Annotated in this window: 14 protein-coding genes; 5 read left to right on the top strand and 9 right to left on the bottom strand. The window is 68.1% G+C overall.

All coding sequences use genetic code 11. The features are described 5' to 3' along the window. Positions 1–2 precede the first annotated feature (2 nt). The 7 genes from addA to regB all read right to left on the bottom strand — a co-directional run bounded on the left by addA (position 3) and on the right by regB (position 11,680). The gene (addA, locus tag R5H32_RS07175) at positions 3–3,365 is read right to left on the bottom strand and encodes a double-strand break repair helicase AddA (RefSeq protein WP_318338007.1); all 3,363 of its coding nucleotides are present in this window, start codon (positions 3,363–3,365) and stop codon (positions 3–5) included. Next, a complete protein-coding gene (gene addB / locus R5H32_RS07170; protein ID WP_318338006.1) occupies positions 3,362–6,307 on the bottom strand; it encodes a double-strand break repair protein AddB in 2,946 nt (981 codons plus the stop codon). The genes addA and addB overlap by 4 nt, the downstream gene beginning before the upstream one ends. After that, positions 6,300–7,001: a nucleotidyltransferase family protein gene (locus R5H32_RS07165; RefSeq protein WP_318338005.1), complete on the bottom strand. Its 702-nt coding sequence runs from the start codon at positions 6,999–7,001 to the stop codon at positions 6,300–6,302. Before R5H32_RS07165 ends, addB begins: the two co-directional genes overlap by 8 nt. Continuing rightward, positions 6,977–7,996 carry an aminoglycoside phosphotransferase family protein gene (locus R5H32_RS07160; RefSeq protein WP_318338004.1) on the bottom strand — a complete coding sequence of 340 codons (1,020 nt, stop codon included), beginning with the start codon at positions 7,994–7,996 and terminating at the stop codon, positions 6,977–6,979. The genes R5H32_RS07165 and R5H32_RS07160 overlap by 25 nt, the downstream gene beginning before the upstream one ends. Continuing rightward, on the bottom strand, positions 7,989–8,507 hold the full coding sequence (gene tsaE / locus R5H32_RS07155) for a tRNA (adenosine(37)-N6)-threonylcarbamoyltransferase complex ATPase subunit type 1 TsaE (RefSeq protein WP_318338003.1): 519 nt from the start codon (positions 8,505–8,507) through the stop codon (positions 7,989–7,991). The genes R5H32_RS07160 and tsaE overlap by 8 nt, the downstream gene beginning before the upstream one ends. Positions 8,508–8,558: 51 nt before the next feature. Further along, a complete protein-coding gene (locus R5H32_RS07150) occupies positions 8,559–10,160 on the bottom strand; it encodes a PAS-domain containing protein (protein WP_318338002.1) in 1,602 nt (533 codons plus the stop codon). Between the two features lie 107 nt (positions 10,161–10,267). Beyond that, on the bottom strand, positions 10,268–11,680 hold the full coding sequence (gene regB / locus R5H32_RS07145) for a sensor histidine kinase RegB (protein WP_318338001.1): 1,413 nt from the start codon (positions 11,678–11,680) through the stop codon (positions 10,268–10,270). Between regB and R5H32_RS07140 the strand changes: the two genes are divergently transcribed. From R5H32_RS07140 to R5H32_RS07130, 3 genes are all read left to right on the top strand, one after another. Next, positions 11,648–12,403, top strand: coding sequence for an SCO family protein (locus R5H32_RS07140; protein WP_318338000.1), 756 nt, complete (start codon positions 11,648–11,650; stop codon positions 12,401–12,403). The genes regB and R5H32_RS07140 overlap by 33 nt on opposite strands. A gap of 56 nt (positions 12,404–12,459) precedes the next feature. Then, complete coding sequence (locus R5H32_RS07135) at positions 12,460–13,014, top strand: ActR/PrrA/RegA family redox response regulator transcription factor (RefSeq protein ID WP_318337999.1); 555 nt, start codon at positions 12,460–12,462, stop codon at positions 13,012–13,014. A gap of 101 nt (positions 13,015–13,115) precedes the next feature. Then, the gene (locus R5H32_RS07130; RefSeq protein ID WP_318337998.1) at positions 13,116–13,430 is read left to right on the top strand and encodes an H-NS histone family protein; all 315 of its coding nucleotides are present in this window, start codon (positions 13,116–13,118) and stop codon (positions 13,428–13,430) included. On the opposite strand, the gene R5H32_RS07125 is transcribed toward R5H32_RS07130, so the two are convergent. Then, a complete protein-coding gene (locus tag R5H32_RS07125) occupies positions 13,427–14,308 on the bottom strand; it encodes a LysR family transcriptional regulator (RefSeq protein ID WP_318337997.1) in 882 nt (293 codons plus the stop codon). The genes R5H32_RS07130 and R5H32_RS07125 overlap by 4 nt on opposite strands. A gap of 98 nt (positions 14,309–14,406) precedes the next feature. On the opposite strand from R5H32_RS07125, the gene R5H32_RS07120 reads away from it, so the two are divergent. After that, positions 14,407–14,559 carry a DUF1127 domain-containing protein gene (locus R5H32_RS07120; RefSeq protein WP_318337996.1) on the top strand — a complete coding sequence of 51 codons (153 nt, stop codon included), beginning with the start codon at positions 14,407–14,409 and terminating at the stop codon, positions 14,557–14,559. Between the two features lie 4 nt (positions 14,560–14,563). Here R5H32_RS07120 and R5H32_RS07115 read toward each other — a convergent pair whose 3' ends face one another. Continuing rightward, on the bottom strand, positions 14,564–15,166 hold the full coding sequence (locus R5H32_RS07115) for an HD family hydrolase (protein WP_318337995.1): 603 nt from the start codon (positions 15,164–15,166) through the stop codon (positions 14,564–14,566). Positions 15,167–15,334: 168 nt separating this feature from the next. On the opposite strand from R5H32_RS07115, the gene R5H32_RS07110 reads away from it, so the two are divergent. Beyond that, positions 15,335–15,664, top strand: coding sequence for a hypothetical protein (locus R5H32_RS07110; protein WP_318337994.1), 330 nt, complete (start codon positions 15,335–15,337; stop codon positions 15,662–15,664). Positions 15,665–15,775 lie beyond the last annotated feature (111 nt).

Here is a 15,775-nt window from a genome sequence, read left to right as displayed (position 1 = left end):
CGTCAAGGGATGGTGGTCGTGAGCAGCGCCTCCCTCACGATCTCGGGAGGCAGCGGCATCACCTGTCCGGTCCGCGTCCAGAGGATCGCGGTCTCGATCCGCCGGCCCGGATAGATCTGGCCGAGCATCGCGGCATAGGCGCCCATCTGGCGCAGGATCCCGTCGGGAACGAGTTCCGGCGCGGCGGGCACGACGGCATTCGACTTGTAATCGACCGCGAGCACCCGGTCGGGCTCGATCAGCAGCCGGTCGATCGTGCCATGCACGATGCGACCGCCGAGTTCCGGGAGACGCGCCGTCACCTCGACCTCGGCCAGCGCGCCTGCGGAGAGCAGGGGCGCCATGCCGGGGGCGGCGAGAACCCCGCTCGCTTCGGCCAGAAGCGTCTCTGTTTCACCCGGATCGCCCGGTTCCTCGCCGGAGACGAGAAGCGCCGCGGCGATCTCCGGCCAGTCGGCCTCGGGCCAGAGCGGCAGGTGTTCAAGGAGAAGATGCAGGAAGGTGCCACGGCGCTTCGCCGCCTCCTCGTCGAGCCCCGCCTCGCCGGGCAGCGCCTTGGTGCCGCCCAGTCCGGAGGGCGACAGCGGTTTCTCCGCAACGGCCGGAACCGGCGCGGGATCGCGCGCCCAGCCGGGGATCTCGGGGCGCGGCTCCGCCTCGGCCGCATCCGGCGCCGCGTGCGCGGGCCATGCCCCATGCTCGAACCGTCTACCACCACCCGGAAGGTTCGCACCGCCGGCTTTTCCCACCGCATCGGCAATGAGCCCGTACCAGCTCTCCGCCCCCTGCCCGACGTCGCCGGCGCCGCAGGCGATGAGCCAGTTCTCGGCCCGCGTCATCGCGACATAGAGAAGCCGCATCCGCTCCTCGCGCTGGCGTTCGATCAGCCGCGCGCGTTCCGCGCCGATCGCCGCTGGGCTCTCGGCGTCGCGGGTCTTCCAGACCGCGCTGCCGCCGAGCGTCAGGATCTCGTCGCGCAGCTCGTCGCGGCGTTTCGCAGTGTCTGGCAGGATCACGATCGGCGCTTCGAGCCCCTTGGCGCCATGCACTGTCATCACCCGGATCGCCTTCGAGGCGGTGTCGAGCCGCCGCTTGATCTCCACCTCGTCGGCCTCAAGCCAGACGAGGAAGCCGGTGAGGCTCGGCACCTCGGCCTGTTCGAAGGCGAGCGCCTGGTTGAGGAGCGCGTCGATTCCGTCCTCGGCCTCGGCCCCGAGCCGGGCGAGCAGCTTCCGCCGCCCGTCATGGCGGGTCAGGATCCGCTCGACGAGATCGTAGGGCCGCAGGAAGTCGGTCCGCTTGCGCAGGTCGTCAAGCACCGCGAGCGTTTCGGGAAAATCGCCGCCGCGATCGCGGAGCGCGGTCCAGAGAAAGACGCGCTCGCCCCTCCCATGCGCGAGGTCGTAGAGCTCGGCCTCCGACCAGCCGAAGAGCGGCGAGCGCAGGGCAGCGGCGAGCGAGAGGTCGTCCTCGGGGGTGGCGAGAAAGCGCAGGAGCGCGGAGAGGTCCTTGACCGCAAGCTCGCCGCCGATCTTCAGCCGGTCGGCCCCGGCGATGTCGAGCGCCTCGGCCTTGCAGGCGCGGATGATCTCGTGAAAGAGGTCCGAGCGGCGCTGGACGAGGATCAGGAAGTCGCCAGCATGGACCGGCTGCGCCGCGCCTTTCGCGACGATCTGCACCCCGGTCTCGATCATCCGCCGGATCTCGGCGGCGATGCGGCGGGCGAGGATCACCGTCTCGTGGTCCTCGGGCAGGATGTCAGTCGGGTCGTACCAGTTCTCGGGCTCGGGCTTTTCCGCCTTCGGCACCGGCGGCCAGAGGTCGACCCGGCCCGGCAGGCCGCTGTTGAAGGCGATATGCTTCGCAAAGCCGCCGAGCCCGCGGTTGACGCGTTCGTCGAAGGTGAGGTCGACGACCCTCAGGATCGCGTCCGAAGAGCGGAACGAATGCATCAGCTCCTGTTGCTGGAACCCGACGGAAACGGCGGCGTACTTGGCCGCGAAATGCGCCCTCATCGCGTCGAAGGCGGTGAGATCGGCGCCCTGGAAGGAATAGATCGACTGCTTCTTGTCGCCGACGACGAAGATCGTCCGCGCGGCACCCCGCGCACCCTCGCCGGCGGTGAACTCCTCGGCCAGCCGCTCGATCACCTGCCACTGGCCGGGGCTGGTATCCTGCGCCTCGTCGACGAGAATGTGGTCGATGCCGCCGTCGAGCCGGAACAGCACCCAGGCCGCGACCGAGCGGTCGGAGAGCAGGGAGGCGGCGCGCGTGATGAGGTCGTCGAAGTCGAGCCAGCCGGCGGCGGCCTTGCGCTGGGCATAGCGCGGCAAGAAGGCGGCGGCGAACCGGTGGAGTGCCGCGGTCTTCTCGGCCGCCAGAAGAGCTATCCGGCGGTCGCGCCCGGCCTCGATGCGCCGCATCAGCGCCTCGATCCGCGGCATCAGCACGGCCGCCGGGCCCTCGCGCAGACCCTTGGTCGGGAAATCGCCGATCTTCGCGGTGAAGGCGCCGGCCTTGGCGTCCTTGCCGTAAAGCAGCACGCCTTCCAGCCCCTCGATCGTCGCGAGACCCGGCGGATCGAACGACAGGCCCGCGAGCTTCAGCCCCGCCTTCGCGTCCTTCGGCCCGCTGGCGGCGAGCAGCGGCACGAGCGCGGCGATGACCTCGGCCTCGCCGCCCATAAAGGCCTCGGCCACGAGGTCGGCAGCCGCGAATCCCGTCGGCAGACCGAACAGCGCGAGCGCCCCATTGCGGGCGAGCGGGGAAGAAAAAGCGTCACTGTTCCGGCACAAATCGGCGAGAAAGCCCGCGAGGTCGTCGCCCGAGAAATGCGCGGTGATCGCATCGACAGCCCCGACATCCGCGCCGGCGGCAAGCTCCTCCAGGATTTCTTCGCGGATCAACTTTGCCGCACGGTCGTCAAGCTCGGCAAAGCCAGGAGAGATCCGCGCCTCGAGCGGGAAGCGGCGCAGAAGCGCGGCGCAGAAGGAGTGGATCGTCTGAATCTTCAGCCCACCCGGCGTCTCGATCGCGCGCGCGAAAAGCCGACGCGCGCGGGCCAGCGTCTCGGCGTCGATCCTGTCATCGACACCGAGCTCGCCAAGTGCTTCACGCAGATCCGGCTCGGACAGCATCGCCCAGCCGCCAAGCCGCTGGAAAAGCCGGTTCTGCATCTCGCTCGCCGCAGCCTTGGTATAGGTAAGGCAGAGGATCTTCTGCGGCTCGGTCCCGCCCAGGAGAAGCCGCGCCACCCGGTCGATCAGCACCCGCGTCTTGCCGGAGCCGGCATTGGCCGAAAGCCAGGTCGACTGCGCCGGATCGGCGGCCCGGACCTGGGCCTCGCTCGCGTCGTTGCGCCTCATCCGACATCCTCCGGTTCCGGCCCGTCGCCCATCTCCCATTCGCCGAACCGCGCGAGGTGGTCGTAGTCGCCGTCGCGCCGCGCCTCGAACACCGCGCGGCGCGAGGCGTATCCGGTCTCGCGGCGGCGGTAGGCGGCGATGAGCCTTTCAAGTTCGGCCCAGGTCCGGGCAATCACCGCATCGTCGATCTTCGAGGGCTTCTCACTGCCGTCGCCGCCGAGCCAGATATAGGTCGCCCCCTCGACCGCGCGCGGGCCGAGATCGGCGAAGCCGCCGCGTTCGGCCATCCCCGCTTCAAGGAGAAGCTGCTTCTCGAACGCTTCCTCCTGCTTGTCGCTGGGCGGGCGACCGGTCTTGTAGTCGTAGATATGCACCCTTCCATCGTCGAGAAGGTCGATCCGGTCGGGCTTGGCGACAAGCGTGAAATGGCCGGATTCAAGCGGAACAGAGCCTTTTTTTTCAAGGATCACCGGCGCACCGCGCGCCTCGCGCCGCGCCTCGGCGGCGACGAAGCTGTCAGCGACGCGGCCGAGCTTGGCGAGCCAGATCCGCTGCGCGCTGGGCCAGGGGATCTCCTCGCCGAGGATAGTCTCGGCCAGCGTCATCAATCGGTCGCGGGCCGCCGCCTCGCTTTCGCCCTCGGGACGGCCGCGGATGAACTCCTCGACGATCCGGTGCAGCACCTGTCCGCGCTGGCGGGCGTCGGGCGTGGCGCGCAGGGGGTCGAGCGGCTTCAGCCGGAGCATGTAGCGGGCATAGATCGCGTAGGGATCGCGGATGAGCGTGCGGATCCCGGTCACCGCAAGCTCGCGCGGGCGGTCGGCGACCGGCGGGCGCGGCGCCGGGCGGCGCGCGGGGTCGGTCGTGACCTCGGGCGCTTCGAGCGCGGCGGCAAGATCAAGCCAGCCCGCGCCACGCGCCCGCATTGCGGCCAAGGCTTCCTTGCCGTCCTGCGCCGGAAGGCCGTCGAGCAGGTTCGTCAGCCGCGCGAGCCAGCGCGAGGGCACGGTTTCGGCCTCGTCGTCGCGGACCGCCCGCGACAAGATCACCTCGGGCGCCCCCGCCGCCTGCTGGAAGTCATGTGCCGAAAGACCGACTTGGCGTTCGGGCAGGAGGAGCCCGGTCTTCAGCCGCATCTGCCGCGACAGCCACGGATCGGGCGCGGGCAGCGCCGGCCAGATGCCCTCGTTGAGCCCGGCGAGGATCACCAGATCGGCGCCCTGCACCCGCGCCTCGAGCGTGCCCCAGATCGCGATCAGGGGATGCGCGCCCTCGGTGCGGCGGACCGTGCCCTGGCCGAGGAGCGCGGTGATCAGGTCGGCGAAATCGGCCGGCCCGTAGTCGCCGCCATGCCCGGCCTCCCGCCGCAACTCCTCCATCGCCGCGAGGGCGACCCGGCCCGCCTCCTCGCGCCAGAGCTCGCTGTCGTCGGAGTTGCCGCCCGGACCGGCCGCGATCTTGCCCGCGAGCGCCAGAAACGTCTCTGTCCATGCCGAAAGCGGGCGTTTTTTGCCCGCGTCTAGCTCGGCGATCCAGCCGCCGATCCAGTCGGCCCAGGCGATCCGCTCGGCCTCGCCGCGCGCCTTCGCCCAAGAGCGTAGATCGGCGCCTTCGGGAAAGGGCGGCCCGCTGCGACGCAGCTTCAGTTCCAGATCGCGGGTGAAGCGCAGGTGATCGCCGCGCAGATGCGATCCGGTCGCGGTCAGCGGGTGCTTGAGCAGGATCAGCAGCGCCTCGGCCGAGAGCCGCCGCCCGAGAAGCCCCGCGACATGGCGCAGGAACCGGCCCGGTGCGGATTGCGCGAGCGGCTGGCCGGCGCTGTCGTCGGGCAGGATCCCCCAGCGGTCGAGCGCCGCCGCGACGCGCCGGGTCAGCATCCGGTCGGGCGAGATCAGCGCCGCCCGCTGGCCCTCCTCCGCCGCCCTGCGCAGGCGGAGCGCGATCGCTACCGCCTCGGCCCGCGGCGAGGGCGCCTCGATCAGCGAGAGCCTTTCCACTGTGGGCGCGAGGGGGCCGAGGTTCGCGCCTTCCGCCATCCACTGGTCGGTGACCGGCGCGGGCCGCAGCGCGAGCGAGATCAGCCGGTTGCGCGCAGGATCCGGTGCGGCGCCGGGCCAGGAACGGATCGCGTCGGCGGGCAGGCCGAGCGTTTCAACGAGTTTCAGGAACCGGTATTGCGGATGGTCCTCGGCCGGAATTCGGCCGGAAGAGAGACTGTTCCAGGCCGCGTCCGTCATGTCGAAATCGACGCCGGGCAGCACCACCGCGCCCTGCGGCAGCCGCGCCACCGCCGCCATCAGCGCGAGCGTCGCGCCGCGCGAGCCGGTCGATCCGGCGATCAGGACCGGGTCCTCGGGCGGCGCCTTCGCCCAGCGTTCGGCCAGCGCCTCCACGATACGGCGTTGCCGCGCCTCGGCGTCCGGCACCGCGTCATCGGCGAAATAGCGCGCGACGATGCGGATGAAGGCGAGGCTCCGTTCCCAGTGCGCGGCATGGTTTTCGGCGAGGTCCGGCGCTTCCAAAGCAGCGGGTGCGACGCCCTCGCCCTGCATCTCCGCCATCAGCCGGGCGAGGCTGTCGGCGAGGTCGATCGCGGCGGTGCCGGAGGCGAAGTCGGGTTGCCGCGCGAGGAGGCCCGCGACGAGCTGCGCCAGCTCCAGCCGCCGCCGCAGCGCCGGAACCGGCGGCGGCAGCCCGGCGAGGGGATCGCGGCCGAGATCGGTGACGAGCCGCAGCCGCGGCAGAAACCGTGCGCCGTGGCGGTCGAACTCGGCCCGGACCCGGCGCTGCATCCGCCCGGTATTGAGGTAGAGCGTGACCCGCGCCATCGCCGCAGGCGGCTGATCCGCCATCTTCGCGACGAGGCCGGAGACGAGGGCCGCGGGAAAGTCGGCACCGGGCGGCAGGCCGAAGAGGCGCGGCGCGGCGGAAGGTTCAAACATCGCGTTCCGCCTCTTTGAGAAGCGCCTCGGCAAGCGGGATCGCCTCTGGCCGCCCGACATCGCACCAGCCGCCGTCATGAACGGCACCGTAGAGCCGGCCTTCGGCGAGCATCCGGTCCCAGAGCCGGTTCAGAGAGAACACCTGGTCCGGGATTTCCGCGAGGCCGTCGGACTTGAGGATCTGTGCCCCGGTATAGACGTAGCCGCGGCCGCGACTGAGCCGTCCCTCTGCGTCGAGATCGAAGTCGCCGGATCCGGTATGGCCCGTCGCCCGCTCCCGCGGCACGAGCAGCAGGAGCCCGTCCATCCGCGCGGGATCCCAGCCCGCGCGAAGCTGGGCGAGCGCATTCGGCCCGGTCCAGACCGCATCGGTATTCAGAGTGAAGACCGCGCCGGAACCAAGGAGCGGCAGCGCGTGACGAAGCCCGCCGCCGGTCTCGAGAATCGTCTCTGTTTCGTCGGAAAACCGCAATTCCGGGCGGTGGGCGAGATGGGTGCGGATCTGGTCGGGCAGGTAGTGGAGATTGGCCACGATTTGCCCGACCCCGGCCCCATCCACCTGCGCGAGCGCATGGTCGAGGAGCGCCCGCCCGGCAACCTCGATCAAGGGCTTCGGCCGGGTCGTGGTCAGCGCGCGCATCCGTGTGCCGAGGCCGGCGGTGAAGAGCATCAGGGTGTCTGGTAGCTGCCGCATTGGTCCTTGATCCTTTGCACACGCTCCGGGGTCGGTTCGGGCAGCGCCTCGGCCACCGTCCGGGCGAGGTCGGCAAGCGCGGGGTGGGCGAGGTTGCGCAGCAGGTAGCCCCAGACACGCGGCAGGTAGCCGAGGTAGTGCGGCTTGCCGAAATGCAGCGTCAGCCGGGCGAAGACGCCGACGATCCTGAGCGCGCGCTGGGCGCCGAGGAGCGCATAGATCGCGGCGAACTGGTCGGCGTCGCGCCCGGTCGCGGTGGTGTAGCGGTCGAGCATCTCCGCCTCGGTCGCGGGGGTGACATCGCGGCGGGCATCCTGCAGCAGCGAGACGAGATCGTAGGCGGGATGCGCCACGACCGCGTCCTGGAAGTCGAGAAGGCCAAGCCGGGCGGGGCCCTTCCGGTCGGGCAGCCAGATCAGGTTCTCGGCGTGGAAGTCGCGGAGCGCCGTGACCATCGCCGGGTCGGCGAGGCGGCGATAGGTCTCCGCGACCTGCTCCGGCAGCGACTTCCCGGCTTGCGTCTCCGCCGCGCCGATGCCGGGCAGGTACCAGCGCGGGGTGAGCGCCACAAACTCGGCCAGCGCCGGGCCGTCGAGCGGTGCGACGAAGTCCGGCGGCGCGTGGCGGTGAAGGTCGGCAAGGAAATCGGTCGCGGCGGCATAGAGCGGGGGCTCCCGCTTCGGATCTTCCGCAACCAGCCGCGCGACGAGCGCATCGCCGAGATCCTCGAGCAGCAGGAACCCGGCATCGTGATCGGCAGCGAGGATCGCCGGGGCGGAATAGCCATGACCCGAAAGCCAGTCCGCCATCCGCGCAAAGCGTTCGGTGCTCTCGCCGCGCTCGGGCGGCGCGTCCATCAGCACGGCGGGGCGACCGTCCAGCCGCAACCGTTCATAGCGCCGTGCCGAGGCGTCGCCGGCGAGGGCCGCCCGGTCCGCGCCACTCCAGCCGGCCGTGGCAAGGAACTGCCGGGCGAGGTTCGTGCGGTCAGTCATGCCGGCCCGCCCCCGCCTGTGCGATCCGGGCCAGAACCGGGGTCCATCGCGGATCGGATGCCGAGAGCCACGCCTGTCGCGATTCACCCTCGGGCAAGGCCAAAAGGCACAGGGTCAGAGCCTTCTCGGGACGATAATCGCCCAGACGGTCGGGCCATTCGACGAGGCAGATCGCGGTCTCAAACGCTTCGTCGAGCCCGAGCTCCGCAACCTCCTCGGGCGCGGTCAGGCGATAGAGATCGGCGTGCCAGATCTCGGTGCCGTCCACCTCGTAGACCTGGACGAGCGTGTAGGTCGGCGACGGCACATCCTCGATCCGTCCGGCGGCGCGCAGGCGCGCCTGGATCAGGCTGCGGGCGAAATGGGATTTTCCCGCGCCGATCGGCCCCTCGATCAGGATCACGTCGCCGGGGCCGATTTGCTCGCCCAGTGATTCCGCGAGCGCGGTGGTCGACTCCGGCGTCGGCAGGATCAGGGTCGCAACAAATGGATCGGGTCGGGGCGCGGTCATGCGCCGACTTTTAACCGCTGGCAGCCGGCCCGCAAGGCGATTGCGAGCGCGTCAGAGCGTGGCGAGATCGAGCGCCGCGAGCGCGGGCGTTCCTTCCTCGCAGGTGTGCACGTCTTCCCCCTCGTACCCCAGGCGCGCGAAGCCGACGAGTGTCGCACCGCCGGCCAGGGGTACGCAGCGGCAGCCGATCACCTCACCTTCGGCAAGAGTGATCTCCGCCGACCAGGCGGCGCGTTCCTCGATCGCGCCGACGAAATCGCGGATTTCGCCCCAGACCGGTGTCGGCGCCGAGCTCGCCTGCCAGATCCGGCTGGAATCGGTGATCGAGACGGTGCCGAGCGTCGAACCGGTCTCGACGTCCCAGAGCCGATCATAGGCTGTATTCGACAGGATCAACTCACCGGCGGTCGAGAAGACCGCGATCGCTTCGCGCAGCGTGTCCACGACCGATTGGCCGAGCGCGATCTCGGACCGGAAGTGGCGCGTCAGCGCAATCTCGGAGCTGATATCCTCGATCTGGAAGGCAACGGCGCCGTCGGGATGCGGACGACCAGTGACCCGGTAGGTCTGGCCCGAAGGCAGGGTCCAGGTATCTTCGTACAACCCGGATTCGGCAGCTTTCTCCAGTTCCGACATCTGTTGGCGCCAGCCGTGGTAATCCTTCGGCTCGGGAATCACGCGCGCTTCGCGCAGGCGGTCGAGGAAGGAGACGAGCGACGGTCGCGCCGACAGGAAGTCGACGCCGAGCGAGGTCAGGTCCACGAGCGCCGGGTTGAAGAGCGCAAGCTGGCGCTTGCGGTCGAAAACCGCAAGGCCGATCGGAAGATGCGCGAAGGTCTTGGTGAGTGTTTGCAGGAACTCGCGCAGGGAAGATTCGGCTTTCACCTCGCGATCGGCAGGAAGTGCGAAGTTCAGCGTGCCGGTCGCGGCCGGAAAGCTGTGGCACTCGTACCAACGCAGGGATTTTCCGGCGCCGGTGGACAGTTTCTGGCGTTTCGGCTCGCGCGTTTCCGCAGGGGCCGCAGCGAAGAGCGATGGCAGCGGCCAGGTTATCAGGCCGCCCTTTTCGGCTCCGCGCTGCTCGGCGATCCGGTCGAGATAGTCCGGGTTTGCCCAGCTGACCGCACCATCGGCATTGGTGCGCCAGACCGGCAGTGGCGCGGCCGCGAGTGTCTCGCGCAGAGCCTCCAGTTCCTGGCGCTCCGCGCGATGGCTCAACCCATCCACGACGACATTCTGCCCCTCGGCGGAAAGATCGGTGACCGTCACGCGCGTCACCCCGTCAAGCCATTCCGCAGCGACGCGGATCTCGGCATCGCCACGACTCTCGAGCTCGACCTCCCCGCGGTCGGGTAGGCTGGCGAGGGCGTCGTCGATGCCGTCGATCCGCTGCGAGAGGAATGTGTGCAGGCGTTGCCACTCCGTGCCGGAGCCCGGAATCGCCTTCAGCAGGTCGCGCGCCGACCGTGTCGAATCGATCAGTTCGTCATCGGCAAACAGGAACACCGCCTGCTCGAGAGCGCGGATATTCCCGGACAGGCTGGTCGCCGGGCCTCGGCGTTGAGGGAGAAACGACAGCAGGAGCAACGCGGCGAGCGCAGAACCGAGTGATGTCGCAAAGAGGATGGCAGCTTGGGCAAACAGTTCAATCATGACCAACTCGCATCTTCCTCGGAGAACATTTCTTCCGTGGTTACATTTCGCCTAATGGGTCAAAGAGGCGTTAATTTCGCAACCATTTGGCGAATTGGTGGCGGCTGCTAGGTATCGATCCGCCGGTTCTCCCCGAGCCCGCCGGAGCGGACCGCCTCGATCCGCGATCGCGGCCAGGTCACCTCGATCACGGCGCCGCTTCGGGCGGGGCGCTCGTCCTCCGACAGGAACGGATCGGCGCCATTTGCGAAGTTCAGCCGGGCACCGGTCCGTTCGAGCAAAGTCTTGGCGATGAAGAGACCGAGGCCCATACCGTCGTATTCCGGCCGCTGTGTCCGGTTCTCGTCGCGGCGGTGGCGCATGAAGGGATCGCCGATGCGCCCGATGAGATGGGGCGGAAAGCCGTCGCCGTCGTCCGCAATCCGCACGGTCACGGTCTGATCGGTCCAGGACGCGTCGACCCAGACGCGCTCCCGCGCGAAATCGACCCCATTCTGGATCAGGTTGCGCAGGCCGTGAACAATCTCGGGCTGGCGTGCGATCACCGGTTGGTGCGGGTCCGCCTGCGGATCGTCGCCGATGCCGAACACCAGGGTCTTGCCCCGGTCGATATGCGGCTCGGCGGCCTCGCGCAGCACCGCCGAGAGCGGCGCGCTGCGCAGGTGCAGGTCATCCTTCCCCGCCCGCCCCATCGACCGCAGGATGTCGCGGCAGCGATCCGCCTGCTGACGGATCAGCTCGGCATCCGAGCGCAGTTCAGGCATGTCGGCGAGTTCTTCGGCGAGCTCGGTGCTGACGAGCTTGATCGTGGCGAGCGGCGTGCCGAGTTCATGCGCGGCCGCGGCGACGACCCCGCCGAGATCGGTCAGCTTCTGCTCGCGGGAGAGCGCCATCTGGGTGGCAAGCAATGCGTCGCCCATCGAATGGATCTCGGAGGCGATCCGACGGGCATAAAGGCCGAGGAACACCACGCCGATGACGATGGCGAGCCAGAAGCCGAAGCCGAAGATCGGCGGAACCACGACCGGGCTGCCGTCGGTCGTCCGAAGCGGCATGTGAACGAAGGCGATCAGGGTTACGAGCGCGATCGTGACGATCCCGACGAAGACCGTCGCGCGGGTCTGCAGCGCCGTCGCCGCGATCGTCGCCGGCGCGAGGATCAGGAGCGCAAAGGGATTGTTGAGCCCGCCGGTGAGAAACAGCAGCAGCGCAAGTTGCGACGTGTCGAACAGGAGCGTCAGCGCCGCCTCGGTCTCCGTCAGGCGCTTGTTGCGCGGATAGATCGAGATCGAGGCGAGGTTGACGACGACGGCGGAACCGACCACCGCGAAGCAAAGCGCGAGGTCGAGATCGATGCTGTAGTATTTCCAGGCGACGAGCAGCGCGGCCGCCTGGCCGAAGACCGCGGTCCAGCGCAACAGGACGAGGGTGGTGAGCCGAACCCAGTCGCTGTGGGCGATGCGCCCAACGCGGTCGGGGCCGGGCGCATGCGCCGGAGTGCCGGGGGCCGGCTGGGTCATCTCAGGTCCTGTTGTCGCATTCCTACGCCAGAGATTGATAGTCGGCGCCGGATGCGCGATCAATGGCGCCGCTCAAACCGGGGGAACGAGATGCCGATATCGACCAGAACCTACGCCGCCGCGGCGGTCTCTGCGGTAGCGATCGGATTGGTTGCGATCTATGCCGTCACCGAGAACGGCACCGACCGGTTCGCGGACTGTCGGGAGAGCCGGATATCGGGTGGCGCCGCCGCGATCGGAGGATCCTTCACCCTGACGGACGAGGACGGCCGCAGCGTGACGGAGCGCGACGTTCTCACGAAACCGAGCCTCGTCTATTTCGGATATACCTTTTGCCCGGATATCTGTCCGGCCGATACCGGTCGCAACGCCGAGGCCGTGGATGTCCTCGAGGAGATGGGATACGAGGTGACGCCGGTCCTGATTTCCGTCGACCCGAAGCGCGACACGCCCGAGGTCCTGAAGGAATGGACGGATTATATTCATCCGCGAATGATCGGCCTTACCGGCACGGAAGAACAAATCGACGCGGTCGCCAAAAGTTATCGTACCTATTTCAAGGTTCCCGATAGTCCTGGCGACGACTATTACTTGGTCGATCACATGACCCAGACCTATCTGATGCTGCCGGAAATAGGTTTTGCCGACTTTTTCTCGCGCGACGATACGCCCGAGGATATCGCCAGCCGAACTGCCTGCTTCATCGAGGCGGCGCGGGAGTGAAATTGACCGCCGACGCGGGACACCCTAGAACCGGGTGAAAGCGATGCGGGGAAACCATGGCCGAAGACGAGCTTGACGAACTTGGACCCGACCGGACGCTGCTGCTGGTCGACGATGACGCGCCCTTCGTCAGCCGGCTGGCGCGCGCGATGGAGAAACGCGGGTTTCAGCCCGAAACCGCCGAAAGCGTTGCCGAGGGCCGCGCTATCGCCCAGGCCCACCCGCCAGCCTTCGCGGTGGTCGATCTGAGGCTCGGGGACGGCAACGGGCTCGATGTCGTGGAGGTTCTGCGCGAGCGTCGGCCCGATTGCCGGGTCGTTGTGCTGACCGGCTACGGCGCGATCGCGACGGCGGTCGCTGCGGTGAAAATCGGGGCGGTCGATTACCTGTCGAAACCCGCCGACGCGAATGACATTACCAATGCGCTTTTGTCGCGCAGCGAAGCCCACCCGCCCCCGCCGGAAAATCCGATGTCGGCCGACCGCGTCCGCTGGGAGCATATTCAGCGCGTTTACGAGCTTTGCGACCGCAATATTTCCGAGACCGCGCGCCGGCTGAGCATGCACCGACGCACTCTTCAGCGGATATTGGCGAAACGCAGCCCCAAATAGGCTGGAAACGCAGAGAATAAGACGCTAGTACCAAATCAAGGCAAATCGGGATTCCGTCCCGGCCGGTCGAATGCACAAATAGAAAAACAGGGAGCGTCTCCGTGAAATTTGATCTCGATGCAATGTCGCTGAAAGAGCTCAAGACCCTCCAGGCGCAGGTTTCCAAAAAGATCGAAGATTTCGAAGAGCGCAAGAAGCGCGAGGCGCTCGCGGCGATCAAGGAACAAGCCCAGGCCATGGGTTATACTCTTGCCGATCTGGTCGATGTGGCGCCGGTCAAGAAAAGAAAATCCGCCAAGCCGAAATATGCCAATCCGGAAAACAGCGCGGAAACCTGGACCGGCCGCGGGCGCCGGCCGCGCTGGGTTGACGCTGCGCTCAAGGCCGGCAAGTCGCTCGACGACCTCGCGATCTAGACGGTTGCCAGCAGCCAGCGCATGAAGATCCGCGCCGGGCGCCGCAGCGGGCCCGGCGGCGTGACGACGTAATAGCCGGGATTGTCGTCCTCTGTCTCGACAGCGATCCGCATCTCGCCGGCGCGCAGATCGGCCTCGACAAGCGCGGCGCTCGTTATATGGAGTCCGTATCCCTGACGGGCCGCCGAGAGGGCAAGTTCCTCGGTGGCGAATTCGGTGATGTGCAGGCGGTCGGGATCGAGCCCGGTGCAGCAGGCGATCCACTGCCGCTGCTCGGGCCAGTCCGGCTCTAGGATCCAGGGCAGCCGTTCCATCTCCTCGCGCGTCAGCGGATCGGGCCCACGAAACAGCTTGCTCGCCCCGACGACGATATAGCGCGCCGAGGTGAGGTAGGTCGCCTCGACGCCCGGCCAGTTGCCCTCGCCGAAGCGAATGCCGAAGTCGAGACGCTCGCGCCGAAGATCGAGGACGCGCGGGTCGGGGCGGAGCGAAACCGCGACCTCGGGGTGTTCGGACCAGAACCGACCCAGCCGCGGCATCAGCCAGTTGCTCGCGAAGGTCGGGGTGAGCGTCACCGTCACCGGGCGATCCGCACCTCCTTCGCGCAGTTCGTCCAAGACGGCCTGGATCGCGCCGAACCCCTCCGACAGCGAAGCGGCAAGCCGGACGCCGTCCTCGGTCAGCGCGATCGCGCGCCCGTCGCGGCGCACCAGCGCAAGGTCGAGATGCGCCTCGAGCGCGCGCACCTGCTGGGCTACCGCCGCATGGGTGACGTTCAGCGCCCGCGCCGCCGCGCTGAAGCCGCCGAGCCGCGCCGTCGCCTCGAAGGCGCGAAGCGCCGGAAGCGGCGGAAAATGCAGCCAGTTCAGATCAGGCATATGTAAGTTCTGCTAACAGTTTGGAAATCCTTCTGACTCGCTGAGTCCCCCAATGATAGCTAGATTACCCCCATCAAATCCAGTCGGAGGACATCAAAATGTTAACCGTTCTTGCAGATACCTTCCGCATCGCCACATTCCAGAACCGCGGCCGCTCGACTTCCGATCGCGATGCCGAGCGCCGCCGTCTGCGTCGCGAGCTCGCCGATCTCGACGACCACCTGATGCGCGACATCGGGCTCCGGCGGTGAGGTCTCAGGTAAGCACTTCCTTCATCAGCGCCGCGTGCCTGGCGATGAACTCGGCACGCACCTCGACCGGCGGGCGGAGCCGGATCGACAGGCCCCGCACCGTCAGCGCGTCGGGCACGCCGAAGAAGCGGTCGGCCTCGGCGCGGGAAAACCCGGCGATCTGCACGGCCTCTAGCCAGGCCGAGAGATGGTCGGCGTGCTTGATCGCCGTCTTGATGGCGGCGGGAAGCTCGCCCGGAAGACCGAAGCGCAGATGCACCGCGACGGCCAGCCGTTCGTCCAGCGCCTCGTAGCCGGGTCCGACCGCGGCCTTCACCGGGCTGATCAGGTCGCCGATGACGTATTCCGGAGCGTCATGCAAAAGCGCCGCCAGCCGCCAGCGCGCCGCGATGCCGGGGTTTGCACGGGCGAAGATCTCCTCGACCAGCAGAGAATGCTCGGCCACCGAATAAGGAAAATCGCCGATCGTCTGTCCGTTCCAACGCGCGACGAAGGCTAGGCCATGGGCGATGTCCTCGATCTCCACGTCGAGCGGCGACGGGTCGAGAAGGTCGAGCCGGCGGCCTGACAGCATGCGTTGCCAGGCGCGGGCGGGTTTCGGCGGCATCGGTCTTCGGTCCTTGTCGGTCGGGCCCGCTCGCGCGGGGTCGCGGAAATGTGTCGCGCCGTTAATGGCGACGACGGCCCCTCACCCATATCTCTCCTTCACAACATTCTGCAATGAGGGCGGTTCTGCCCCGGCAGGGCGGACCGCCGGAAACGGAAAGGAAACGCCATGTTCAAACGCATCTTCACCTCCGCCATGATCCTTGGTGCCGCCGCGATGGCGCCCCCGGCCATCGCGCAGACGCAGCTCTCTTGCGCCGACCGCGACGAGATGACCGAAACCCTGTCGCGCAAATACAGCGAGAGCCTGACGGGCGCGGGGCTGCAAAGCTCGAAGCAGCTCGTCGAACTGTGGAGTTCGGCCGAGACCGGCACCTTCTCGATCATCATTACGCGCCCGAACGGCATGAGCTGCCTTGTCGCCTCCGGAAAATACTGGCAACTCTCGCCGCCCTCCTCCGCCGATGCGGCCGACGACGCCGAGCCCGCGTCGGGCTGACGGCACTGGACCAACCCAAGGCCATACTGGGATTGCGAGCGCGCGGGTCAGGGCATTGATTGCCGCCCGGCCCTCAGGGTGATATCTGACCGCCAACTCGAACATTTCCGG

The organism is Defluviimonas sp. D31, from assembly GCF_033436765.1.
GTDB lineage: Bacteria > Pseudomonadota > Alphaproteobacteria > Rhodobacterales > Rhodobacteraceae > Albidovulum.
Note: the sequence above shows the minus strand (reverse complement) of the source record. Positions and strands in the feature narration are given on the sequence as shown.

Bases quoted from the DNA above. Each gene is read 5' to 3' on its own strand.
- tsaE (WP_318338003.1), bottom strand. From the start codon at position 8,507: ATGACCGCGCCCCGACCCGATCCATTTGTTGCGACCCTGATCCTGCCG.
- R5H32_RS07135 (WP_318337999.1), top strand. From the start codon at position 12,460: ATGGCCGAAGACGAGCTTGACGAACTTGGACCCGACCGGACGCTGCTG.
- addA (WP_318338007.1), bottom strand. From the start codon at position 3,365: ATGAGGCGCAACGACGCGAGCGAGGCCCAGGTCCGGGCCGCCGATCCG.
- R5H32_RS07120 (WP_318337996.1), top strand. From the start codon at position 14,407: ATGTTAACCGTTCTTGCAGATACCTTCCGCATCGCCACATTCCAGAAC.
- R5H32_RS07150 (WP_318338002.1), bottom strand. From the start codon at position 10,160: ATGATTGAACTGTTTGCCCAAGCTGCCATCCTCTTTGCGACATCACTC.
- R5H32_RS07115 (WP_318337995.1), bottom strand. From the start codon at position 15,166: ATGCCGCCGAAACCCGCCCGCGCCTGGCAACGCATGCTGTCAGGCCGC.
- addB (WP_318338006.1), bottom strand. From the start codon at position 6,307: ATGTTTGAACCTTCCGCCGCGCCGCGCCTCTTCGGCCTGCCGCCCGGT.
- regB (WP_318338001.1), bottom strand. From the start codon at position 11,680: ATGACCCAGCCGGCCCCCGGCACTCCGGCGCATGCGCCCGGCCCCGAC.
- R5H32_RS07140 (WP_318338000.1), top strand. From the start codon at position 11,648: ATGCGCCGGAGTGCCGGGGGCCGGCTGGGTCATCTCAGGTCCTGTTGT.
- R5H32_RS07160 (WP_318338004.1), bottom strand. From the start codon at position 7,996: ATGACTGACCGCACGAACCTCGCCCGGCAGTTCCTTGCCACGGCCGGC.
- R5H32_RS07110 (WP_318337994.1), top strand. From the start codon at position 15,335: ATGTTCAAACGCATCTTCACCTCCGCCATGATCCTTGGTGCCGCCGCG.
- R5H32_RS07125 (WP_318337997.1), bottom strand. From the start codon at position 14,308: ATGCCTGATCTGAACTGGCTGCATTTTCCGCCGCTTCCGGCGCTTCGC.
- R5H32_RS07165 (WP_318338005.1), bottom strand. From the start codon at position 7,001: ATGCGGCAGCTACCAGACACCCTGATGCTCTTCACCGCCGGCCTCGGC.